We start from the raw sequence: 19,864 nt of genomic DNA, 5'->3' as shown, positions 1-19,864 counted from the left end.
CAAGAAACGCGCCACTTCCCATTAATTCTTTAAATATTCAACATTTAATTGAAGTAACTCGAATGCTGACTCTGTCACTGCCGCAAGAAAAGTGATGTCGATTGTCGCGACGGTATCCTCTGGTGTGTGATATTGGGGATGGGTCGGCACACCAAAATACAGCCAAGGGATATTCGCTTTGTGGAAGGGGTAATGATCCGACGCCCGCAGCCAATCGGTACTTTGTATGCTTCGACCAACGGGTTTAGGGTGCGTGAGTTTAATGCAAAGTCGGTTCTGTTGATTCAGTAGGGGTTTAAATTGATTGAACTGAGTGAAGTTTCGACTGCCTTCGAGGTAAATCCCATAGGGCCTGCCGGGGTGACTCACCATATCTAAATTCAACATCAGCTCAAAAGTCGCTTCTGGCAGGCGGGTCTTGAGTTGCTCTACCAAGGCGATACTGCCATAGAGCCCTGGTTCTTCGGCATCGGTTGCCACAAACATCAGGTTTACCTTAGGCAAGGTATTGGGTTGTAGAGCAAATTGCTGTTGCCAATGTTTGGCAATGGCGAGCATAGCGGCGACGCCCGAGGCGTTATCATCGGCGCCGTGGTAAATCTTGCTGCCGCTCAATCCTAAGTGATCATAGTGGGCGACGATAATGCGCCATCGATTCGTCGGTTCTGCCGCCATCGCGGTGGCGACCACGTTGGCGCCGTTTTCTTGGGTGAAGAAGGTTTGATATTCAAAGGGCACGATAAAGTCCGCTCCCCAAGGCTGTAAACCTAGCCCCTGAAATTGCTGCTTTATATAGTCACGACTTTTTGCCGCACCTTGGGTTTGGGTTTTGCGGCCTTCAAATTCATCCGAACTTAATACTGTGACTGTCGCTTGTAACTCTGTGGGCTCGGCCCAAGTGAGTTTTAGCTCAGTGCGTGCACAGGTTTCGGTTGAGTTAGCGCAGCCAGTGAGGGTAGTCGCAACAACGCAGGCCAGTGCAAATAAGCCAAGTCTTTGGGATTGATGTCTTATAAGGTGCGTGATCTTGAACTTGGCGAGCAGCTGACCGATACGACTGTGGTTGAATAGAGTCGATGCGCTTAGGTTTATGTCGCTTAGATTTTTACTTAAAAGTGATTGATACTGCCTCGGTAATATAGGGTGAGTCACTGGGGACTGAGTGCTATCACGCATGGACATTCCTTATCGCTGAAGCCTTCGCCAGAAGATGAATATCATCTTTGCCTAAATCCGATTCTAATTCAATGAGATCTATATGTATGCGATAGCTTAAGCATATTGGATTGCTGAGCGAAAAAAAGCGCAGTGCTTAGGGCGACTGCGCTTTTATTATTCAGACCAACGGTGGCGTGAGCTGAATGTTAAGCCTTAGCTTTATTGGCCTTTGCCAGCTCGATATCCCGTTTTAGCAGTGGCTTTAAGAAGCGTGCCGTGTGGGAGGTTGGATGCTCGGCGACTTCTTCCGGCGTGCCTGTGGCTAAAATCATACCACCACCACCGCCACCTTCTGGGCCTAAGTCGATAATCCAGTCTGCGGTTTTGATTACATCCAGATTATGCTCAATCACCACAATCGTGTTGCCGTGGGATTTGAGACGATGCAATACGTCGAGCAGCAATTGGATATCGGCAAAATGTAAGCCCGTGGTCGGTTCATCCAAGATATACAAGGTTTGGCCCGTGTCACGTTTAGATAACTCTTTGGCAAGTTTCACCCTTTGGGCTTCGCCGCCTGAAAGAGTGGTCGCACTTTGGCCGAGACGCACATAGGACAAACCTACATCCATCAAGGTCTGTAGCTTACGGGCAATGGCAGGTACGGCATCGAAGAACTGACGCGCATCTTCCACTGTCATCTGCAGTACTTCGTGAATATTCTTGCCTTTATAGCGTACTTCTAAGGTTTCGCGGTTGTAGCGCTTACCTTTACAAGAATCACAGGGCACATACACATCGGGTAGGAAGTGCATTTCTACCTTGATCAAGCCATCGCCTTGGCAGGCCTCGCAGCGTCCACCTTTTACGTTAAAGGAGAAACGGCCGACTTGATAACCGCGAGTACGTGACTCTTGGGTTCCGGCAAAAATCTCGCGGATCGGGGTGAAGATGCCCGTATAAGTGGCAGGGTTAGAGCGCGGTGTGCGGCCAATTGGGCTTTGGTCGATATCGACCACTTTGTCGCACAGTTCCATCCCTTCGATACGATCATAGGGTGATGGCTCATCCACCGTCGCCCCGTTGAGCATTCTATGGGCGATTTTGAAGAAAGTATCGTTGATTAAGGTCGATTTACCCGAACCCGATACGCCCGTCACACAAGTGAAGAGGCCAATGGGAATGGTTAAATCCACATTACGCAAGTTGTTGCCGCGTGCGCCAAACAATTGAATGACTTGGTTTTTGTCGAAGGGAATGCGCGGCGTATCGATATGAATGCTGCGCTTACCAGAAATATATTGTCCGGTAACTGACTCTTCACAGGCGATGATCTTCTCAATCGGACCGTCGCAAATGACTTCGCCGCCGTGTACACCTGCGCCTGGACCGATATCGATCACGTGATCCGCCATACGGATCGCATCTTCGTCATGTTCGACCACAATCACAGTGTTGCCCAAATCCCGTAGGTGGATCAGGGTTTGCAGCAGACGTTCGTTATCCCTTTGATGCAGGCCGATTGAGGGTTCGTCGAGCACATACATCACGCCGACGAGTCCGGCGCCAATTTGGCTGGCGAGTCGAATACGTTGGGCTTCACCGCCGGAGAGGGTTTCTGCCGAGCGCGATAGGCTCAAATAATTGAGACCCACGTTGACGAGGAAGCCTAAGCGATCGCGGATTTCCTTTAAAATCTTCTCGGCAATCTGCGCCTTTTGGCCGCTAAATTCGACTTTCTCGAAGTAGTCCAAGGCTTCGCCAATCGACCAAGTGGTGAGTTGTGGCAGGTTGATATCACCTAAAAACACGTTACGTGCTTCTTCGCGTAAGCGCGAGCCACCACAGCTTTGACAAGCTTGGGTATTGATAAACTTGGCTAATTCGTCACGTACCGAGTTACTTTCGGTTTCGCGATAGCGCCTGTCCATGTTGTTTAGAATGCCTTCGAAGGGGTGATTACGCACCACCACATCACCGCGGTCATTAATGTATTTAAAGGCAATACTTTCTTTACCTGAGCCGTAAAGTACGATTTTGCGGACTTTTTCGCTAAGCTGCTCGTAGGGCACTTCGACATCGAACTTATAATGTTCGGCGAGTGAGCTGAGCATTTGGAAGTAATAGAAGTTGCGCCTATCCCAGCCGCGAATCGCACCGCCCGCCAGTGACAGCTCGGTATTGGTGATCACTCGTTCAGGATCGAAAAATTGTTGTACCCCTAAACCATCACAGGTTTGGCACGCGCCGGCGGGATTGTTAAAGGAGAAGATCCTTGGCTCTAATTCCGCCATCGAATAACCGCAGTGCGGGCAGGCAAAGTTGGCCGAGAAGATCAGTTCTTCGCCTTTGGATTTACCAGTACCCGTGTCGTCTTCCATGCTGGCAACGGTCGCTATGCCGCCGGAGAGTTCCAGCGCGGTTTCAAAGGATTCCGCTAAGCGTTGCTTGATATCGTCACGCACTTTAAAACGGTCGACGACCACTTCAATCGTGTGTTTAACGTGTAAGTCTAAGGTTGGCGGATCGGTTAAGTCACACACTTCACCGTCGATACGCGCGCGGATATAACCCTGTGCCGATAGACCTTCGAGCAATTTAACGTGTTCACCCTTACGGGCGTTGACCACAGGTGCGAGCAGCATCAAGCGGCTGTCTTGGGGCATTTCCAACACTTTATCGACCATCTGGCTGACGGTTTGTGCCGCCAAGGGTTGATTATGTGTCGGACAACGCGGCTCACCCACGCGGGCAAACATCAAGCGCAGGTAATCATAAATTTCGGTAATCGTGCCCACGGTCGAACGTGGGTTATGGGAGGTGGATTTTTGCTCTATGGATATCGCCGGGCTTAAGCCTTCGATATGGTCCACATCGGGCTTTTCCATTAAACTCAAAAATTGGCGAGCATAGGCAGATAGGGACTCGACATAACGTCGCTGGCCCTCGGCATATAAAGTATCGAAAGCGAGGGAGGATTTGCCAGATCCCGATAAGCCCGTGATGACAATCAGTTTATCCCTTGGGATAGTCAGGTTGATATTCTTGAGATTGTGGGTGCGTGCGCCGCGTATTTCAATCTTATCCATCTATCGCTCTAATGCCATATGCTTAAAAAAATGAGCACAAGTATCGCACAGTTCCGCCGCTGAGTTTAGTTGATTCTGTGATCTGCACCAATCCTAGGGCTGGCACTGGCTTTAAGTCGGCCTGCTTTGCGGGATGTTGTGGATGGAATGGATTAACTAAGATTAATACTGTTGTTGCGCACTGACTCACAGGACAATTGTGAACACTATGTTAGACTCATTCCCCTGTGTCTGAGCGTTAAAAATAAAGATGTTAACTCAGACACAGTCAATATAGGTCCGTGATAAACGAGATAAAAGCTAAGTGTATAGTCAGTGGTTTAGGCCACTATTTCCTTTTGAGCAAATCCTTTTGGGTGTGGTAACATGCGCCCCTTAAAAGACTTCAATCCAGGGCAAAATCATGGGTAACAACGGACTTTCGGGTACTGAGAAAAAAGTCGCGTTTTCTTTAGCCAGTGTATTTGGTTTGCGCATGATGGGCTTGTTTATGATCATGCCCGTCTTTGCACTTTATGGTCAGCATCTCGAAGGCTTTTCGCCTCTGTGGGTGGGTATTGCTATCGGCGCCTATGGCCTGACTCAAGCCGTGCTGCAAATCCCTATGGGGATTTTATCTGACAAATATGGTCGCAAGCCGATTATTCTCGGTGGCTTAGTGTTGTTTGCTATTGGTAGTGTTATCGCTGCTAACGCAGATACGATTTATGGCGTTGTCTTTGGTCGAGCTGTACAGGGTATGGGCGCGATTGCCGCTGCCGTGCTGGCGCTTGCCGCGGATTTAACCCGCGACGAGCAGCGCACTAAGGTGATGGCGATTATTGGCATGTGTATCGGGTTATCTTTTGCCCTGTCTTTGCTAATGGGGCCGATAGTCGCGCAACATCTTGGGTTGACTGGATTGTTTTGGTTAACGGCGGTATTTGCTATTGTCGGTATGCTGTTGATCCAGTTTTTAGTGCCTAATCCCATCACTCAGGCACCCAAAGGAGACACTTTAGCAACGCCCGCTAAGCTCAAACGTATGTTCCTCGAGCCGCAATTATTTAGGCTTAACGCTGGGATTTTTATCCTGCATTTAGTGCTCACCGCAGTATTTGTGGCATTACCGCTGGATCTGGTGGATGCGGGTCTAGTGAAAGAAAAACATTGGATGCTGTATTTCCCCGCTTTTGTGGGCGCATTTATTTTGATGGTGCCGTTAATCATCATAGGGGTTAAGCGCAAAAATACTAAGGCGATGTTCCAAATTGCCCTCGTGATAATGATAGTGGCATTGCTGGCGATGGCCGCATTTGCGAGCAATCTTTGGGTATTGAGTTTTGCCGTGGTGCTCTTTTTTACTGGGTTTAACTATTTAGAAGCCTCACTGCCAAGTTTGATTGCCAAATTTTGCCCCGTCGGCGAAAAAGGTTCGGCTATGGGCGTGTATTCAACTAGCCAGTTTTTAGGGGCTTTTTGTGGTGGTATGCTCGGTGGCGGTGCTTTCCAGCTCGTGGGCGCAGTCGGGGTATTTGTTGTTGCCGTGATCTTAATGTCTATTTGGTTATTCCTGACATTAGGCATGCAAAATCCTGTGTTGTTAAAGAGTTACACCTTAGAAGCTGAAGTGAAAGACAAGGCGCAAGCGCGCGATATGGCAACCCAGTTATCCCAATTAATGGGCGTTGTTGAAGCCATAGTCGTGCTGGACGAGAAAGTGGCTTATCTCAAGGTAGACGAGCATTTCGATTTAAGAGAAGCACGAGCTGTGTTAGGCTCTGCTCAATAATATCTGGTCTGCCGTGTGGTATTTGGGGAAGCTGATTTCCTCTATGGCAATAAAGATAAACAACATACTGAATTAATAGATTATTTAAAGAATCGCAGGAGATTTCAATGGCCAGTCGTGGTGTTAACAAGGTAATTTTGGTTGGCAATTTGGGACAAGATCCAGAAGTGCGTTATATGCCAAACGGTAATGCAGTCGCAAACATCACAGTAGCGACTAGCGAATCGTGGAAAGACCAACAGGGTCAACAGCAAGAGCGTACTGAATGGCACCGTGTGGTTCTGTTCGGCAAATTAGCTGAAATTACCGGTGAATACCTGCGTAAAGGTTCACAGGTTTATCTTGAAGGTAAACTGCAAACTCGTAAGTGGAAAGACCAAAGTGGTCAAGACCGCTACAGCACTGAAGTGGTTATCGACCAAAGCGGTAGCATGCAAATGCTAGGTAGCCGTGGTCAAGGTGGACAAGCACAAGGCGCGCCAATGGGCGGCATGCCACAAAACGCAGGTTATCAATCTGCACCACAACAAGCCGCGCCTGCGCAAAATCAATATGCGCCAGCGCCTCAAGCTGCACCTGCTTACCAAGCGCCAGCTCAGCAACAATATGCTCCGCCAGCTCCTGCCCAGCAGCAAGGTTATGGTCAGCCACAGGCTCAACAACCACAACAAGGTGGTTATGCGCCTAAGCAACAAGCCGCTCCAGCGCCAGCTTATCAAGCGCCTGCAGCACCAGCACAGCGTCCAGCGCCACAACCACAGCAAAACTTCACTCCAGATTTGGATGATGGCTGGGATGACGATATTCCATTCTAATTTGGAACGTATCGAAGCATAAAGACGGTATCGTCTTAAATAAGCAAAGCCACGCGAGTCGTGGCTTTGTTGTTTCTTGTTTTTAAGTTTTTGCCGTGAAGCGTGGGTTAGGTCGTTCAACCCTTTACCTCGCTTGTTCACATGATGATACGCTTGAGATAAAACTTAGAACGTATAATCGAAGTTATAACGCATGCCTAGCATGATCTGGTCATTGGTTTCGCGGTATTCAAAATCTGTTTTTTGATATTCGATGAAGGTGCTGAATTTCGGTGTTTTATGCCATTCCAGCGTAGTGTTATAGGCATTGTATTTCGCGGAGGTGATGTCATTGTCGCCATCGTCATATTTGGACACGCCTAGCTTGATTTTATAGCTGTCAGTGATGGGATAGCTTGCAACTACATCCAGTGTTGAACCATCCAATGTTGTGCCATCGACGCTGTCTTTTTCAATGTTTTGGTAGGCTGCGGCGAGGAACAGAGAATTGAAATTTTTTGCTAGTGTTACACCGAATGTATTTTCATCCTTGTTGTCCTCTAACTCTTTATTATAAAAAGCTGCGGCAATGTAGATGAAGTCGGTTTTATAACGGATGCCCGTGTTAACGAAGTCACTGCCACCACTGCCTTTATTGCCGTCGAATTGCGCATCGGCCGAAAATAACAGGTCGCCAAACTCTTTACGATAGGTCACGAGATTATTGAGCCTGAATGGGCTCGCACTGTCATAGGCCAGAGGCGTTCCTGAGCGGTTAAAGATATCAACGGGATCGGAAATCATTTCCTGCGTGACGGCTTGTTTACCTATGGCAACGCTACCAAAAAATCCCTTTAATCCGACATAGGCTTTACGTGCATCGCCAAAGTCGCCGTCATCTTTGATATCGACCTTAAATTCCCCCTTCGCAAACCCGACTAAGCCATTGCCAAGCTGGTGTTCTGCGGCAAAGCCAATTCGCGAGTTCGCATCGCCTACATCCCACACATCGTCCGAGTTAGTGTGGGTCAGGCCGAAGGTTGGGCGTAAAGAACCATAAAAATTAAACTGGGTATCCGATGGCACTGATTGTTCATTTTCTTGCGCTTCGAGCATGGCGAGTCTCTGCTGAATTTGTTGTAATTCAGTGCGTAATTCGTCATTGGTTTCTGCTGTATTATTGGCTTGAACGGCAAAAATAGGTGTGGCAAAGCTCAGCACAAGTATGGCTGATGTAAGTTTAGACGGTTTCATTTATGTTTCCTTACATAACAACTACTCGCGTTACGCTAATGGATTTTGTTGCCTATTGAGCTGTATCGCTAGTAGTAAGGAGCTGCACTTGTGATAGTGCTGGGGAGGCGCCTAACTAAGAAAATTAGGCTTCGTAACTCAGCAGCTGACAGATAAAACCTGTCAGCTGGTTTTGGAAAGATGCAATCCTATCCATCCCGCCAAAACAGCGGGATGTTAGAGGGAGGATTAGAGTATGGTCGCGGCCATTTTGCGGCGCAGGTAAGCGATTTGCTGCATGTGCGGCAAATCTTTGGGGCAGTTATCTTGGCAGCCGAGTAGCGTCATACAGCCGAAGACGCCATCTTGATTGCCAATCACATGGTAGAAATCATCCGCGCTGCGGCTGTCTCTGCTATCCATTTCGAAGCGGGCAATTTTCATCATGCCAACCGCGCCGACAAAGGTGTCACGCATTTGTTTGGTGGCGCAGGCCGACACGCAAACGCCACATTCGACGCAGCGTTCTAGCTCATAGATCCGCGCGGCTTCTTCGGGTGGCATTGGGTTTTCGAGGCGATGAATGTCCTGATCATCGGGTCTAGGATGCAGCCACAGTTTTAAGCGTTCGGCTAATTCGCGCATAAATTTACCCGTGTTCACCGATAAGTCGCCAATCAGCTCGAAGCCAGGTAGCGGCATGAGGGTGATTTCACCATTGGGATAATTTGCCGTTAACGTGCGACAGGCAAGCGTGGGGAAACCATTGATCACCATGGCGCAACTGCCACAGATGCCCGCGCGGCAGACAAAGTCGAACTGCAGTGAAGGGTCTTGTAGCTCACGTAGTTGATTTAAGGCGATAAACACTGTCATGCCCGGTGTTTCAGTCAACTGATAACGTTCCATCTTTGGCTTGTCTTGGCCATCTTGCGGATCGTAGCGAAAGATATTAAAGCTGATTTGACGGCTCATAGTGGTTTGTTTCCTACCGGTTGGGCTGGAGTGATCGCTAAGGTATCGCTGAGGCGTTCATTAGGAGCCTGCAGGTGGCTTGGCAGCTCGTATGGCATCAGGGCTCGCTGCAGTGTGTTTCTATCGGGATCATCACCTAAGCTCGCGAGCACTTGATTGATTTCTTGTACGCGTTTTTCGGTATCTGGATGGGCGATAGTATTATCGTTACCGTAGCCACGGTATCCCGGTGGTAGCTCCATTTTCATCACATCTAGCGCTTCATAACGCAGTACTGGTTCCAGTGATTCGGCATCTGGCCAAGTTGCCAGCGTGCGGTTGAGCCAATCTTTATCGTTGCGTTGTGGGTAATCTTCCCGTGAATGGGCGCCGCGGCTTTCAGTGCGAGCCTCTGCGCCACAGGCGACGGTTAGGGCCACTTTCAACATACGGGTGACGTGTAGCGCTTCGACTAACTCAGGATTGGAGTGACGTTTTTTACATTTAAGGCCAAGATTTTTTGCCCGCAGCAGTAAGTCTTTCAAGCCTTTGATGGCTTTATCTAACTCGGGTCCATTACGGAAGATCCCGACGTAGTTCATCATGATGCGTTGCATTTCTTTCTTTATTTGGAAGGGGTTTTCTGTGCCGTTGCCTTCGACCAGTCCATCGATTTCTTGCTGCAATTTATCAATGAATTTTTGGGTCAGTGCGGTATCAATTTCTAAGTCGTTATTCTCACAAAAATCAGCGACATATTTGCCGATGATCATGCCGCCGACTACAGTTTCCGCCACCGAATTACCGCCTAAACGGTTAAAACCATGCATGTCCCAACAGGCCGCTTCTCCGACACTGAACAGCCCTTTGAGTTGTGGACTCTCGCCTGTGGCATTGGTGCGCACGCCGCCCATGGAATAATGCTGGGTAGGCCTGACGGGGATCCAATCTTTGCAAGGATCGATACCGAGGAAGTAATCACAAATCTCTTTCACTTCGCGCAGGTTGGTTTCGATATGCTCACGGCCCAGCTGCGTAATATCCAGCCACAGATGCGGGCCGTAAGGGCTTTCGACACCATTGCCTTTGCGCATGTGTTCTGTCATGCGGCGAGAAACCACATCGCGGGAGGCGAGTTCTTTTTTCTCTGGCTCGTAATCTGGCATAAAGCGATGACCGTCTTTATCGCGCAGAATACCGCCATCACCACGACAACCTTCAGTGGTAAGGATCCCCGCGGGCACTATGGCGGTAGGGTGAAACTGCACCGCTTCCATATTGCCTAAGGTGGCGACACCAGTATCGAGTGCTAACGCTTGGCCTATGCCTTCGCAGATGGTGGCATTGGTCGATATTTCATAAATCTTGCCATAACCGCCAGTGGCGATGGTGGTGGATTTGGCCACATAAGCGCACAATTCACCTGTGACTAAACAGCGGGCAATGACTCCATGGCAACGCTTACCGTCATGGATCAGCGACAGTGCTTCAATCCGTTCATGTACTGGAATGCCCATGGAGATAGCTTGGTTATCGACCGCGTACAGTAAAGAGTGGCCAGTGCCGTCTGCGGTGTAACAAGTACGCCATTTTTTAGTGCCACCAAAATCGCGGGCATTGATCAGGCCGTGAGCTTCTTCGGCCTCATTGAGCGTTACCCTTTGCGCGTTCATGATGACTTCGCGCGGGCCGGCGGAAATCCTTGACCAAGGCACGCCCCAGTTGGTGAGTTCTCGGATCGCTTTAGGTGCAACGTGGGCAAACATGCGTGCGACGTCTTGATCGCAGCCCCAGTCAGAACCTTTGACTGTGTCTTGAAAGTGAATGTCTTCGTTATCACCCATGCCTTTAACAGTATTGCCTAGGCTGGCTTGCATTCCGCCCTGTGCGGCGGCCGAATGTGAACGTTTTGCGGGAATTAACGATAGCACTAAGGTATCTAGGCCTCGTTCTTTGGTGGCAATCGCGACTCTAAGGCCTGCCAATCCTGCGCCAATGACTAATGAGTCTGTATAAATGATTTTCAAATCAGATCCTTATCTAATAATTTAGATAACATTTCATGGATTTATCATTGCGCTCCTCGGGCATAGATGCGCTGCAACTATGTATCAGAGGAGGATCCGTATGTTGTTTGTCTTGCTATACAGGCTAGGTGCGCCGATAGCGTCATGCCCATTACTGAGGAATAAACGGTTGTACTGGCAAAACTAATTCGATACCAATATTGATATAGGTCACTAGGCTTAATGTGCCTAAACACAATAAATAGACGATCAATACTTGCGCTATAGTGCGGATAAGTGGACGGTTACTACTCACACCCCACTTTAATATCACTCGGTATAAACCAACGATGCCGTGGAATAACACGATAGGTAAAAACACCACGTATAAGAGCCAAGCGTTATCGTGGTAAACCCGTTCGGCCGAAAGGTGAGGGCCAATATCAGGGTTTAAAATCATAGTGGCAAGATGGGCCGACACTAAGAAAAACAGTAAGAAACCGGTGATCATCTGCCAGAACCATGCTTGGGTATCTCTATGCTTGATAGTCGACATAAAGCCACGCATCGCTCGCCATTGACCTAATTGCACCGGAAAACGACGTAATGCGGTGGCGGCATGTATTGCAACAATCACGAGCATAATGACTGAAATGATCTGGGTCACGATGGGGAAGCCATGACCCGTCGAGCTAAACATACTGCCTTCTAAGAATTGCACCATGTGAAAGAAGGTTTCTTTACCAAATAAAATGCTCGCCTCGAAATGCATATGAAATAAGAGGAAAATACCTAATATAAGTCCTGTCACACTTTGTAAGCAGTCTGCTTTAGCCGACCAAGCTTGGCCAAATGGTCCGCCGTTAATGGCGGTAGGAACACGCGTTTTTGCTGACATTAATTCACCTCTTACTCGATTTGCTATGGCGTGAATGTACCTGCATCACGCCAAAACAAAGTCTATAGATACAGATTAAAAGAAGAGGGTTAATCCATTTGTAGGCATTAGCCCTGAGAGCACTTAGGGTAAAATTGAGCTACAGCATCATGCCGCCAAACAGGAAGGCCAATGCCACACTGGTGGCAATCGTCACAACGCCAGGGACCAGGAACGGATGGTTAAATACCGCCTTACCAATCCGAGTCGAGCCGGTATCATCCATCTCGACCGCAGCCAGTAGCGTGGGGTAAGTCGGTAATACAAACAGCGCGCTGACGGCGGCGAAAGAGGCTACGGCAGTTAAAGGACTTACGCCAATCGCTAAGGCTGCGGGCATCAGCGCCTTCGTTGTCGCGCCTTGGGAGTAGAGCAGCATGGAGGCAAAGAATAAGGTTACCGATAATAACCAAGGCTGACTTTGCAGTAAGGTGCCGGCAAGATCTTTGATTTCCTCGATATGATTCGACACTAAGGTATCGCCTAACCAAGCCACACCTAATACACAGACACAGGCTGACATGCCTGACTTGAAGGTGGCCGCGTTAGAGATTTCGCTTGCGTCTAACTTACAGAAAATCGTAATAGCGGCAGCTGCCGTAAGCATCAGCACCATAATTGCTGCGTCGCGTGGCAATACAGGGTCAACAATCAAACCGACTTTGTCAGATATCGCAGTGGCATAGGCCATGACAGCCGCAATCGCCAGTAAGAAAATCATCACAGATCGTTTCGCGCCGGCTTTAATTTCGATTTGAGTTGTACCGCGTGTTTTGACTAAACCTTTGGCTAAGCGTTCTTGATAGACAGGATCATCGGCCAGTTCTTTGCCCATTAAGTTGGCAACAACGGCTCCGACCATGCAGGCGAGGAAAGTTGAGGGAATACAAACGGCTAACAGTACTAAATAATCTACGCCAAACGGCTCTAAGATGCCTGAGAAGAACACGACAGCCGCTGAAATCGGTGAGGCGGTAATGGCGACTTGAGATGCGACAACGGCAATAGATAAGGGACGAGAGGGGCGAATGCCTTGCTCTTTTGCGACTTCGGCAATAACAGGTAAGGTGGAGAATGCTGTGTGGCCTGTACCCGCAAAAAGTGTCATGAAATAGGTGACGACAGGGGCCAGAAAGGTGATTTGTTTGGGATGCTTACGTAATAATTTTTCTGCCAGTGAGACTAAATAATCCATCCCTCCAGACACTTGCATGGCCGCAATCGCGGTGATAACTGACATAATGATGAGGATCACGTCAATCGGGATATTGCCCGGTTTGAGTCCCATCCCCGCGGTCAGTATCAGTACCCCGACACCGCCAGCGAAGCCGACTCCCATGCTACCCATCCTTGCACCAAGGTAAATAGCCCCGAGGACGATAATTATCTCTAATATAATCATAGTGTTAACTCTATTTTATTTTTAATTTCAATAGCCTGCGCATATTCACTCTGCGCAGGCTTATTCTTGAATCATCGAGTTGTGGGCTGGGGAAGCCTCCCCAGCCCCACTGAGTTACACTTTGGCTTTGCTGGTGTTGCGTTTAGCCTGATATTTAGGATTCATCAGGTTTTCAACTGAGAGAATGTCATCGAGTTCTTCAACCGTTAACAAACCGCGTTCGAGTACCACTTCACGGACATTTTTACCCGTTTGGGCGCAAATCTTGCCTATGATGTCACCTTCATGGTGGCCGATGATTGGGTTAAGGTAGGTCACGATCCCGATAGAGTTCATCACATGGGCCATGCAGATCTCTGGATTGGCTGTGATACCTTCAACGCATTTTTCACGCAGGGAGATACAGGCATTGCCCATCAAACTGAGCGACTCAAACATCGCCTGTCCAATCACAGGTTCCATTACGTTAAGCTGTAATTGGCCAGCTTCGGCAGCCATAGTGATAGTGATATCGTTGCCGACAATCTTAAAGGCAACCTGATTGACGACCTCAGGGATCACAGGGTTAACCTTGGCTGGCATGATGGAGGAACCCGCTTGCAGCTCAGGAAGATTAATCTCCTTCAGACCTGTACGTGGACCCGATGAAAGTAAGCGTAGGTCGTTACAAATCTTGGACATTTTAATCGCCATACGCTTAATTGCACTGTGCAGCATAACGTAGGCACCACAATCGGATGTCGCTTCGATTAAATCTTCCGCTGGCACATAGGCGCGGCCAGTAATGTCTGCCAGATACTTAATGGCTAATGCGGAATAACCGACAGGCGTATTGAGCCCTGTACCAATGGCGGTTGCGCCTAAGTTCACTTCTAACAACAGCTCTTGGCAACGCTTGATGGACTTAATTTCTTCTCGCAATGTAACAGCAAAGGCATGAAACTCTTGGCCTAAGGTCATAGGCACGGCATCTTGCAATTGAGTGCGGCCCATTTTTAAGACGGTTTTAAACTCTGTGGCTTTAGTGTCGAAAGCGCTGATAAGGTCGGTTAATGCATCTAACAGAATATCGGTACTGTTGATGACCGCAATACGGAAACCTGTTGGATAGGCATCGTTAGTCGATTGGCATTTATTGACATGGTCATTAGGATTGATGACATCGTAACGGCCTTTTTCTAGCCCCATGATCTCCAGTGCAACGTTGGCTAATACCTCATTGGTATTCATGTTGACTGAAGTGCCTGCGCCTCCTTGATAAACATCGACCGGAAATTGATCAACAAATCGACCCGTTGTGAGTATTAGATCGCACGCTTCAATAATTTTGTCAGCGATTTCAGGACTTACAGCGCCTAATTCACTGTTAGCCATGGCAGCGGCTTTTTTTGTTAGCATCATGCCACGGACTAATTCAGGTACATCGGAAATTTTTTGATTACTCAGCTTAAAGTTTTCGATGGCACGCAATGTATGTATGCCATAATAAAATTCATTGGAAACTTCTTTCGTGCCCAATAAATCTTCTTCGATCCGTACGCTATTAGTATCTTTCATTTCGATCCTATTAAATCCAATTAATAGTAAGATATATCTCCGAGTATTGAGTTGTGGATGTGTACAATAAGTATACGTAACACATCAAGAATAACTCATCGAAAACATGAAGGAGAATCGTCTCCTTGACTATCGAAGTAGATCTTAACGCTTTGGCAATAACAGGATTAGGATGGTGATCACTTAACTGTTTGAAATAGTGTATTTCTTTTGTTTCTTAGATAAGTCTCTCAACTCGGATCACTAGTGTGAGCCATTACTTTTTGATGCAAATTAGCTATAGATTTGTTATTCGTTAACCAATCGGCGACATATTTATTCAAGTGTTTTTAAATTTAAATAAACCATACGATATTTAATTGTCACTGCGTCAATAGCGAATAATCATTGATTAGTTAAATCTACTCAATAATAAATGCATGGTGCTTTCCTTAAAGTTTAAATAATCAATTAGATAACGCTAAATCTGTTATTTCATTTTAGTGAGAGCTATCACAGTGAGGCTTAGACAATAGTGCACACTGTGGGCGTTTATTATTAATCAAAGGATGTAAGCATGAATTTTCCAATGCGTAAGCTTTTGCTCTCGGTCACTTTAGGGTTATTTCTCTCCTCCGCGGCGCAGGCGCTTCCACTGGTACGTATTATTGCTACGGGTGGCACTATTGCGGGAGTCGGACAATCGGCTACTGAGTCTAACTATCAGGCTGGTGAAGTGGGCATTAGTAGCTTAATTGCGGCCGTGCCTGAAATGAAACAACTTGCCGATATTCAAGGTGAGCAACTGGTTAAAATCGGTTCGCAGGACATGAACGATAAAGTTTGGCTAGCCTTAGCCAAGCGCATCAATCTGCTATTGGCTGATAAAGATGTCGACGGTATCGTCATTACCCATGGTACTGATACCTTAGAGGAAACGGCGTATTTTTTAAATCTCACCATCAAGAGCGATAAGCCTGTAGTACTGGTTGGGGCAATGCGTCCATCAACTGCCATGAGTGCCGATGGCCCGATGAATTTGTTTAACGCAGTCGCGACCGCCGCTAACCTCGAATCTAAAGGTCGAGGCGTGTTGGTGGTGATGAACGATACCGTATTGAATGCCCGCGATGTGACTAAGACTAACACTACAGGTGTACACACTTTTGCCGCGCCTAACTTTGGCCCGCTTGGCGTTATCCATAACAGCAAGATTGAATACATGGGCAAAACTGAGCGTCAACATACAAGGCAAACGCCTTTTGATGTTAGCAAACTCGACAAGTTGCCACAGGTAGGGATTGTCTACAACTATGCTAATGCCAGCGATTTACCTGTTAAAGCTATGGTTGAAGCGGGTTTTGATGGCATAGTCAGCGCCGGTGTAGGTAATGGTAATATTTACCACTCAATATTTGACACCTTAGCTAAGGCGAGTCAAAAAGGCACCATAGTCGTTCGCTCTAGCCGAGTGCCCACAGGCGCAACCACGCTTGATGCCGAGATAGACGATGCTAAATATGGCTTTATCGCCGCAGGTAATCTTAACCCGCAAAAAGCCCGCATTTTACTGATGCTGTCCTTAACGCAAAGCAAAGATCCACAACAGATCCAACGTTGGTTTCAACAGTTTTAAGATTCAACTGCGTGATAAAACAAAAGCCCTGCGAATATTCGTAGGGCTTTTGCATTAATGGCTTACCTGTGAAGTGGTTTTTTCACGAGGCCATGAGCCGAAATATCTAAACTTTGGTGTGATTTTTAAAGCCAAAATTGTGAGGGTTCAACTCAGATTTTCAATCAAGATATTGCTCTATTACTAGATTGGCGAAAAGGCTTCGCCAATTAAGCACTCAATATCTCGCAAATATATGCATACCATTCCACAGTAACCATTAAATCCACAGCTGTTTCAGCTTCCTTCCTCGCTCATTATTTTTCGGCATATTCTGACTATATATCAAGGCGATAAACTATTTTTAGTACGGCATAAGGTATTGATTTTGTGACTTAAAGTGCTTTAGGTACTATAGTGAAAGCTTATTTTATCTGAAACATAGGTGAGCGCTTCCTAGGTTTCTTGTTTGATTTTGGGGGCAAAGTGCGAATTTTAATGAACAATTTCAAGGTAATTAGTTTTGTGCGTCAGTGGTTACTGCTGGCGCTTTTGAGTATGGCGTTGCCACTGCAGGCGAGTGAAGATCCGCTGTGGATGGGAACGACAGGCTTGCCTATGAGTGAGCGGATCCATACCGGTGAACTTGCCAATGGTATGCGTTATTTATTGGTTAGCAATAAGACGCCGGAGCAGGCGGTCATAGTGCGGATGCGGGTGGATGTAGGCTCTTTGGTCGAGTCTGATGCCGAGCAAGGATTAGTGCACTTTCTTGAGCATATGGCCTTTAATGGCTCGACCGGATTGGCGGCGGGGGAGATGATGCCGACATTGCAGCGCCTTGGCCTGAGTTTTGGCGCCGATACCAATGCTGTGACTGAGTTTCAGCAGACGGTTTATCAATTCAACTTGCCAAGTAATAGCCAAGATAAAATCGATACGGCTTTGTTTTTAATGCGAGAAATTGGCAGTAATCTATTACTTGACCCAGCGCTAATTGAACGTGAAAAAGCGGTGGTGTTGTCTGAGCTGCGTGAACGTAGCGGTGCGGATCTTGAGAATTACCGTAACCAATTACAGTTTTTAATGCCAAACACATTGTTGTCAAAGCGCTTCCCTGTGGGGGAGGCGAACAGTATCAGTAATGCCAATCGCGAGGCGTTGCTGTCTTTATATCAGCGTTTTTATACGCCCTCACGCACCACTTTAATTGTGGTGGGTGATATCGAGGTCGCCGCGGTAGAACAAAAGATAAAACAACAGTTTGCCAGTTGGAAGGCCGCGCCTTTGGCCGCTAAAACCAAGGAACAAGCTATTGGTACTGTCGCAGAGCGCCAAAGTGTCGATGCGGCGGCATTTTTTGATCCAAGTCTGTCAACGTCAGTTTCCCTTGGCATGCTAAAACCCATCTCAGCGATTACCGATAGCCCTGCTGTGCGGGAGCAGGAAATGTTGCTCGAGCTTGCCCACGGCATCTTGTATCGCCGTATGGAGTCGCAATTACTGCATAGCCAAGGTTTATATGGTGTAAACCTGCAGGTTGGACCGCAGTTTGATATTGCCTATGGCACACAAATGAGCCTAGGTACGCAGGAAAATAACTGGCAAGAGGGAATCGCACTCTTGGAGAAAACCCTGCGTCAAGCAAAAGAGTTTGGTTTTAGCCAACAGGAAATTGACCAGCAAATCAAACGTATGCATAAGGGATATCAGCTAAGTGTCGCGGGTAGCAGTACCATTCACAGTGTGAATATTGCCGAGAGTCTAGTGTATTCGGTGGCGGGCAATCGCGTCCCTGTCGAACCCGATTGGCAGCTCGCATTTTTTGAAAAAATAATGCCAACAGTGACACCGCAAAAGCTAAGCCAAGTGTTTAATCAAACATGGAACGCCACGCCGTATTTGTATCTGACCAGCAATAAGCCCATTGAAAATGCTGAAAAACAGCTTATCGCCAGCTACGAGAAAAGCCGTAAACAAGCGGTGAGCGCACCAGCAATCAAGGCGATTGATGAGTTTGCTTATACTCAGTTTGGTGAGCAAGGCAAGTTAGTGGCTGACAGTCGCGATAAGGAAACGGGGATTCGTCAACTGCAATTTGCCAATGGCGTGCGCCTTAATCTTAAGCCTACCAACTTTAACAAAGGCACCACATTGGTCAGCCTAAACATTGGCTTTGGTGAAGTGCCATTCCCTGAGTTGGATGGTTTGTCTTATCTGTTTAACAGTGCGTTTGTGCAGGGTGGGCTCAAGGCCCATGATTATGACAGTCTGCAGGATATTTTTGCTGGGCAAGATATTTCCATCAACTTAGGTCTGCGTGAGCAAAGTTTTGGCGGCGAGATTAGCACTAATGCCGCAGAGCTTCGTACGCAGCTTGGCTTAATGACGGCTTATTTAATTGAGCCGGGTATGGATAAGCAGGCTGAGCAATTGTTTCGAGAACAAGTGATTGCCGAGCAACAAAGTATTCATAGCAACCCACAATCTGAGTTTTCTAATCAGTTTGCCCGTATCTCCCATAATGGTGATAAACGCTATGGTTATGGTGAGCCTGAAGAAATTCTCAAACGTCACTTTGGAGAATTAGCGCCGAGTTTCCATTCGGCCGTCGAGCAAGGGGCGATTGAACTCGCTATTGTGGGCGATTTTGATGAAGCGAGTGCCATTGCTGCTGTGGCTGAAACGCTTGGCGCCATTAAGCGTAGCCCTATTGCTATTGCTAATGCTCAGTCGATAGTACCTGTGTTTCCGAAAGTGCCCGTTCAGAAAACATTAACGCATTATGGTCAACTGGATATGGCGGCACTTGCCATGGTGTGGCCTACAACGGACATGACTCACTTGAGTCAACACGCGGGATTGGGTCTGCTGGAGCAAGTGCTAAGCATTCTATTAACGGAAAACGTGAGGGAGAAAGCGGGTGCGAGTTATTCGCCATCGGCCTTTTCTTATAACGATTTCAATGCCAGCGGTTATGGTTACTTAGGTTTGTTTAGCGTGACGACTCAAGCCATGTTGCCAACGGTTGCCGAGTATTTCACCGCCGCAGTTAAGCAAGTTAAAGCGCCTTCGGGGATCAGTGAGGACTTACTTAATCGAGCCCGCCAACCTGTGCTTGAGTGGATGCAAGCTGCGCCGCAAACCAATGGTTTTTGGTTAGATCTCACCTCAACTGCCCAGAGTCATCCTGGTCGTTTTGCTGCCTTTAAACAAAGGCAAGCGTTAGCGCAGCAGATGACAGTTGCAGAACTTAATAAATTGGCGCAGCAATATCTACAAGACGATAGCAGTTTAATGATCCAAGTTCTGCCTGCACCGCCAGAACCTCAGCAATGAGTGTTGGGCTCATAGAATAGTAGACTGATC

The 19,864-nt window shown here is 47.6% G+C and carries 12 protein-coding genes; 4 read left to right on the top strand and 8 right to left on the bottom strand.

Annotation, left to right across the window (positions count from 1 at the left end; translation table 11 throughout):
• Positions 1 to 21: 21 nt before the first annotated feature.
• Positions 22 to 1,176: a M28 family peptidase gene (locus tag L5L94_RS18645; protein ID WP_263164507.1), complete on the bottom strand. Its 1,155-nt coding sequence runs from the start codon at positions 1,174 to 1,176 to the stop codon at positions 22 to 24.
• A 188-nt stretch (positions 1,177 to 1,364) separates the two neighbouring features.
• On the bottom strand, positions 1,365 to 4,247 hold the full coding sequence (uvrA, locus tag L5L94_RS18640) for an excinuclease ABC subunit UvrA (RefSeq protein ID WP_105251335.1): 2,883 nt from the start codon (positions 4,245 to 4,247) through the stop codon (positions 1,365 to 1,367).
• 403 nt (positions 4,248 to 4,650) lie between these two features.
• Between uvrA and L5L94_RS18635 the strand changes: the two genes are divergently transcribed.
• Both L5L94_RS18635 and ssb read left to right on the top strand, forming a co-directional pair.
• Complete coding sequence (locus L5L94_RS18635) at positions 4,651 to 6,018, top strand: MFS transporter (RefSeq protein ID WP_263164505.1); 1,368 nt, start codon at positions 4,651 to 4,653, stop codon at positions 6,016 to 6,018.
• Between the two features lie 107 nt (positions 6,019 to 6,125).
• Positions 6,126 to 6,833, top strand: coding sequence for a single-stranded DNA-binding protein (ssb, locus tag L5L94_RS18630; RefSeq protein ID WP_168825597.1), 708 nt, complete (start codon positions 6,126 to 6,128; stop codon positions 6,831 to 6,833).
• A 165-nt stretch (positions 6,834 to 6,998) separates the two neighbouring features.
• On the opposite strand, the gene L5L94_RS18625 is transcribed toward ssb, so the two are convergent.
• The 6 genes from L5L94_RS18625 to aspA all read right to left on the bottom strand — a co-directional run bounded on the left by L5L94_RS18625 (position 6,999) and on the right by aspA (position 14,901).
• Entirely contained in the window at positions 6,999 to 8,066 is a 1,068-nt protein-coding gene (locus L5L94_RS18625; RefSeq protein ID WP_263164502.1) for a porin, read from the bottom strand.
• Positions 8,067 to 8,294: 228 nt separating this feature from the next.
• A complete protein-coding gene (locus tag L5L94_RS18620; RefSeq protein ID WP_263164500.1) occupies positions 8,295 to 9,020 on the bottom strand; it encodes a fumarate reductase iron-sulfur subunit in 726 nt (241 codons plus the stop codon).
• Positions 9,017 to 11,026, bottom strand: a complete 2,010-nt coding sequence (locus tag L5L94_RS18615; protein ID WP_263164498.1) for a fumarate reductase flavoprotein subunit — start codon at positions 11,024 to 11,026, stop codon at positions 9,017 to 9,019. The genes L5L94_RS18620 and L5L94_RS18615 overlap by 4 nt, the downstream gene beginning before the upstream one ends.
• A 151-nt stretch (positions 11,027 to 11,177) precedes the next feature.
• Positions 11,178 to 11,903, bottom strand: coding sequence for a fumarate reductase cytochrome b subunit (locus L5L94_RS18610; protein ID WP_105251340.1), 726 nt, complete (start codon positions 11,901 to 11,903; stop codon positions 11,178 to 11,180).
• 139 nt (positions 11,904 to 12,042) lie between these two features.
• A complete protein-coding gene (locus L5L94_RS18605; protein WP_113940028.1) occupies positions 12,043 to 13,344 on the bottom strand; it encodes an anaerobic C4-dicarboxylate transporter in 1,302 nt (433 codons plus the stop codon).
• A 114-nt stretch (positions 13,345 to 13,458) separates the two neighbouring features.
• Complete coding sequence (aspA, locus tag L5L94_RS18600; RefSeq protein ID WP_212600104.1) at positions 13,459 to 14,901, bottom strand: aspartate ammonia-lyase; 1,443 nt, start codon at positions 14,899 to 14,901, stop codon at positions 13,459 to 13,461.
• A gap of 556 nt (positions 14,902 to 15,457) precedes the next feature.
• Here aspA and ansB point away from each other — a divergent pair.
• Entirely contained in the window at positions 15,458 to 16,516 is a 1,059-nt protein-coding gene (ansB, locus tag L5L94_RS18595; protein ID WP_263164495.1) for an L-asparaginase 2, read from the top strand.
• A gap of 477 nt (positions 16,517 to 16,993) precedes the next feature.
• On the top strand, positions 16,994 to 19,834 hold the full coding sequence (locus L5L94_RS18590; RefSeq protein WP_263164493.1) for a M16 family metallopeptidase: 2,841 nt from the start codon (positions 16,994 to 16,996) through the stop codon (positions 19,832 to 19,834).
• Positions 19,835 to 19,864: the final 30 nt, after the last annotated feature.

The organism is Shewanella sp. SM21 (genome assembly GCF_025654335.1).
GTDB classification, from domain to species: domain Bacteria; phylum Pseudomonadota; class Gammaproteobacteria; order Enterobacterales; family Shewanellaceae; genus Shewanella; species Shewanella oncorhynchi.
Note: the sequence above shows the minus strand (reverse complement) of the source record. Positions and strands in the feature narration are given on the sequence as shown.

Excerpts from the sequence above, each read along its gene's own strand:
- L5L94_RS18645 (WP_263164507.1), bottom strand. The coding sequence starts at position 1,176 with ATGCGTGATAGCACTCAGTCCCCAGTGACTCACCCTATATTACCGAGG.
- uvrA (WP_105251335.1), bottom strand. The coding sequence starts at position 4,247 with ATGGATAAGATTGAAATACGCGGCGCACGCACCCACAATCTCAAGAAT.
- L5L94_RS18635 (WP_263164505.1), top strand. The coding sequence starts at position 4,651 with ATGGGTAACAACGGACTTTCGGGTACTGAGAAAAAAGTCGCGTTTTCT.
- ssb (WP_168825597.1), top strand. The coding sequence starts at position 6,126 with ATGGCCAGTCGTGGTGTTAACAAGGTAATTTTGGTTGGCAATTTGGGA.
- L5L94_RS18625 (WP_263164502.1), bottom strand. The coding sequence starts at position 8,066 with ATGAAACCGTCTAAACTTACATCAGCCATACTTGTGCTGAGCTTTGCC.
- L5L94_RS18620 (WP_263164500.1), bottom strand. The coding sequence starts at position 9,020 with ATGAGCCGTCAAATCAGCTTTAATATCTTTCGCTACGATCCGCAAGAT.
- L5L94_RS18610 (WP_105251340.1), bottom strand. The coding sequence starts at position 11,903 with ATGTCAGCAAAAACGCGTGTTCCTACCGCCATTAACGGCGGACCATTT.
- L5L94_RS18605 (WP_113940028.1), bottom strand. The coding sequence starts at position 13,344 with ATGATTATATTAGAGATAATTATCGTCCTCGGGGCTATTTACCTTGGT.
- aspA (WP_212600104.1), bottom strand. The coding sequence starts at position 14,901 with ATGAAAGATACTAATAGCGTACGGATCGAAGAAGATTTATTGGGCACG.
- ansB (WP_263164495.1), top strand. The coding sequence starts at position 15,458 with ATGAATTTTCCAATGCGTAAGCTTTTGCTCTCGGTCACTTTAGGGTTA.
- L5L94_RS18590 (WP_263164493.1), top strand. The coding sequence starts at position 16,994 with ATGAACAATTTCAAGGTAATTAGTTTTGTGCGTCAGTGGTTACTGCTG.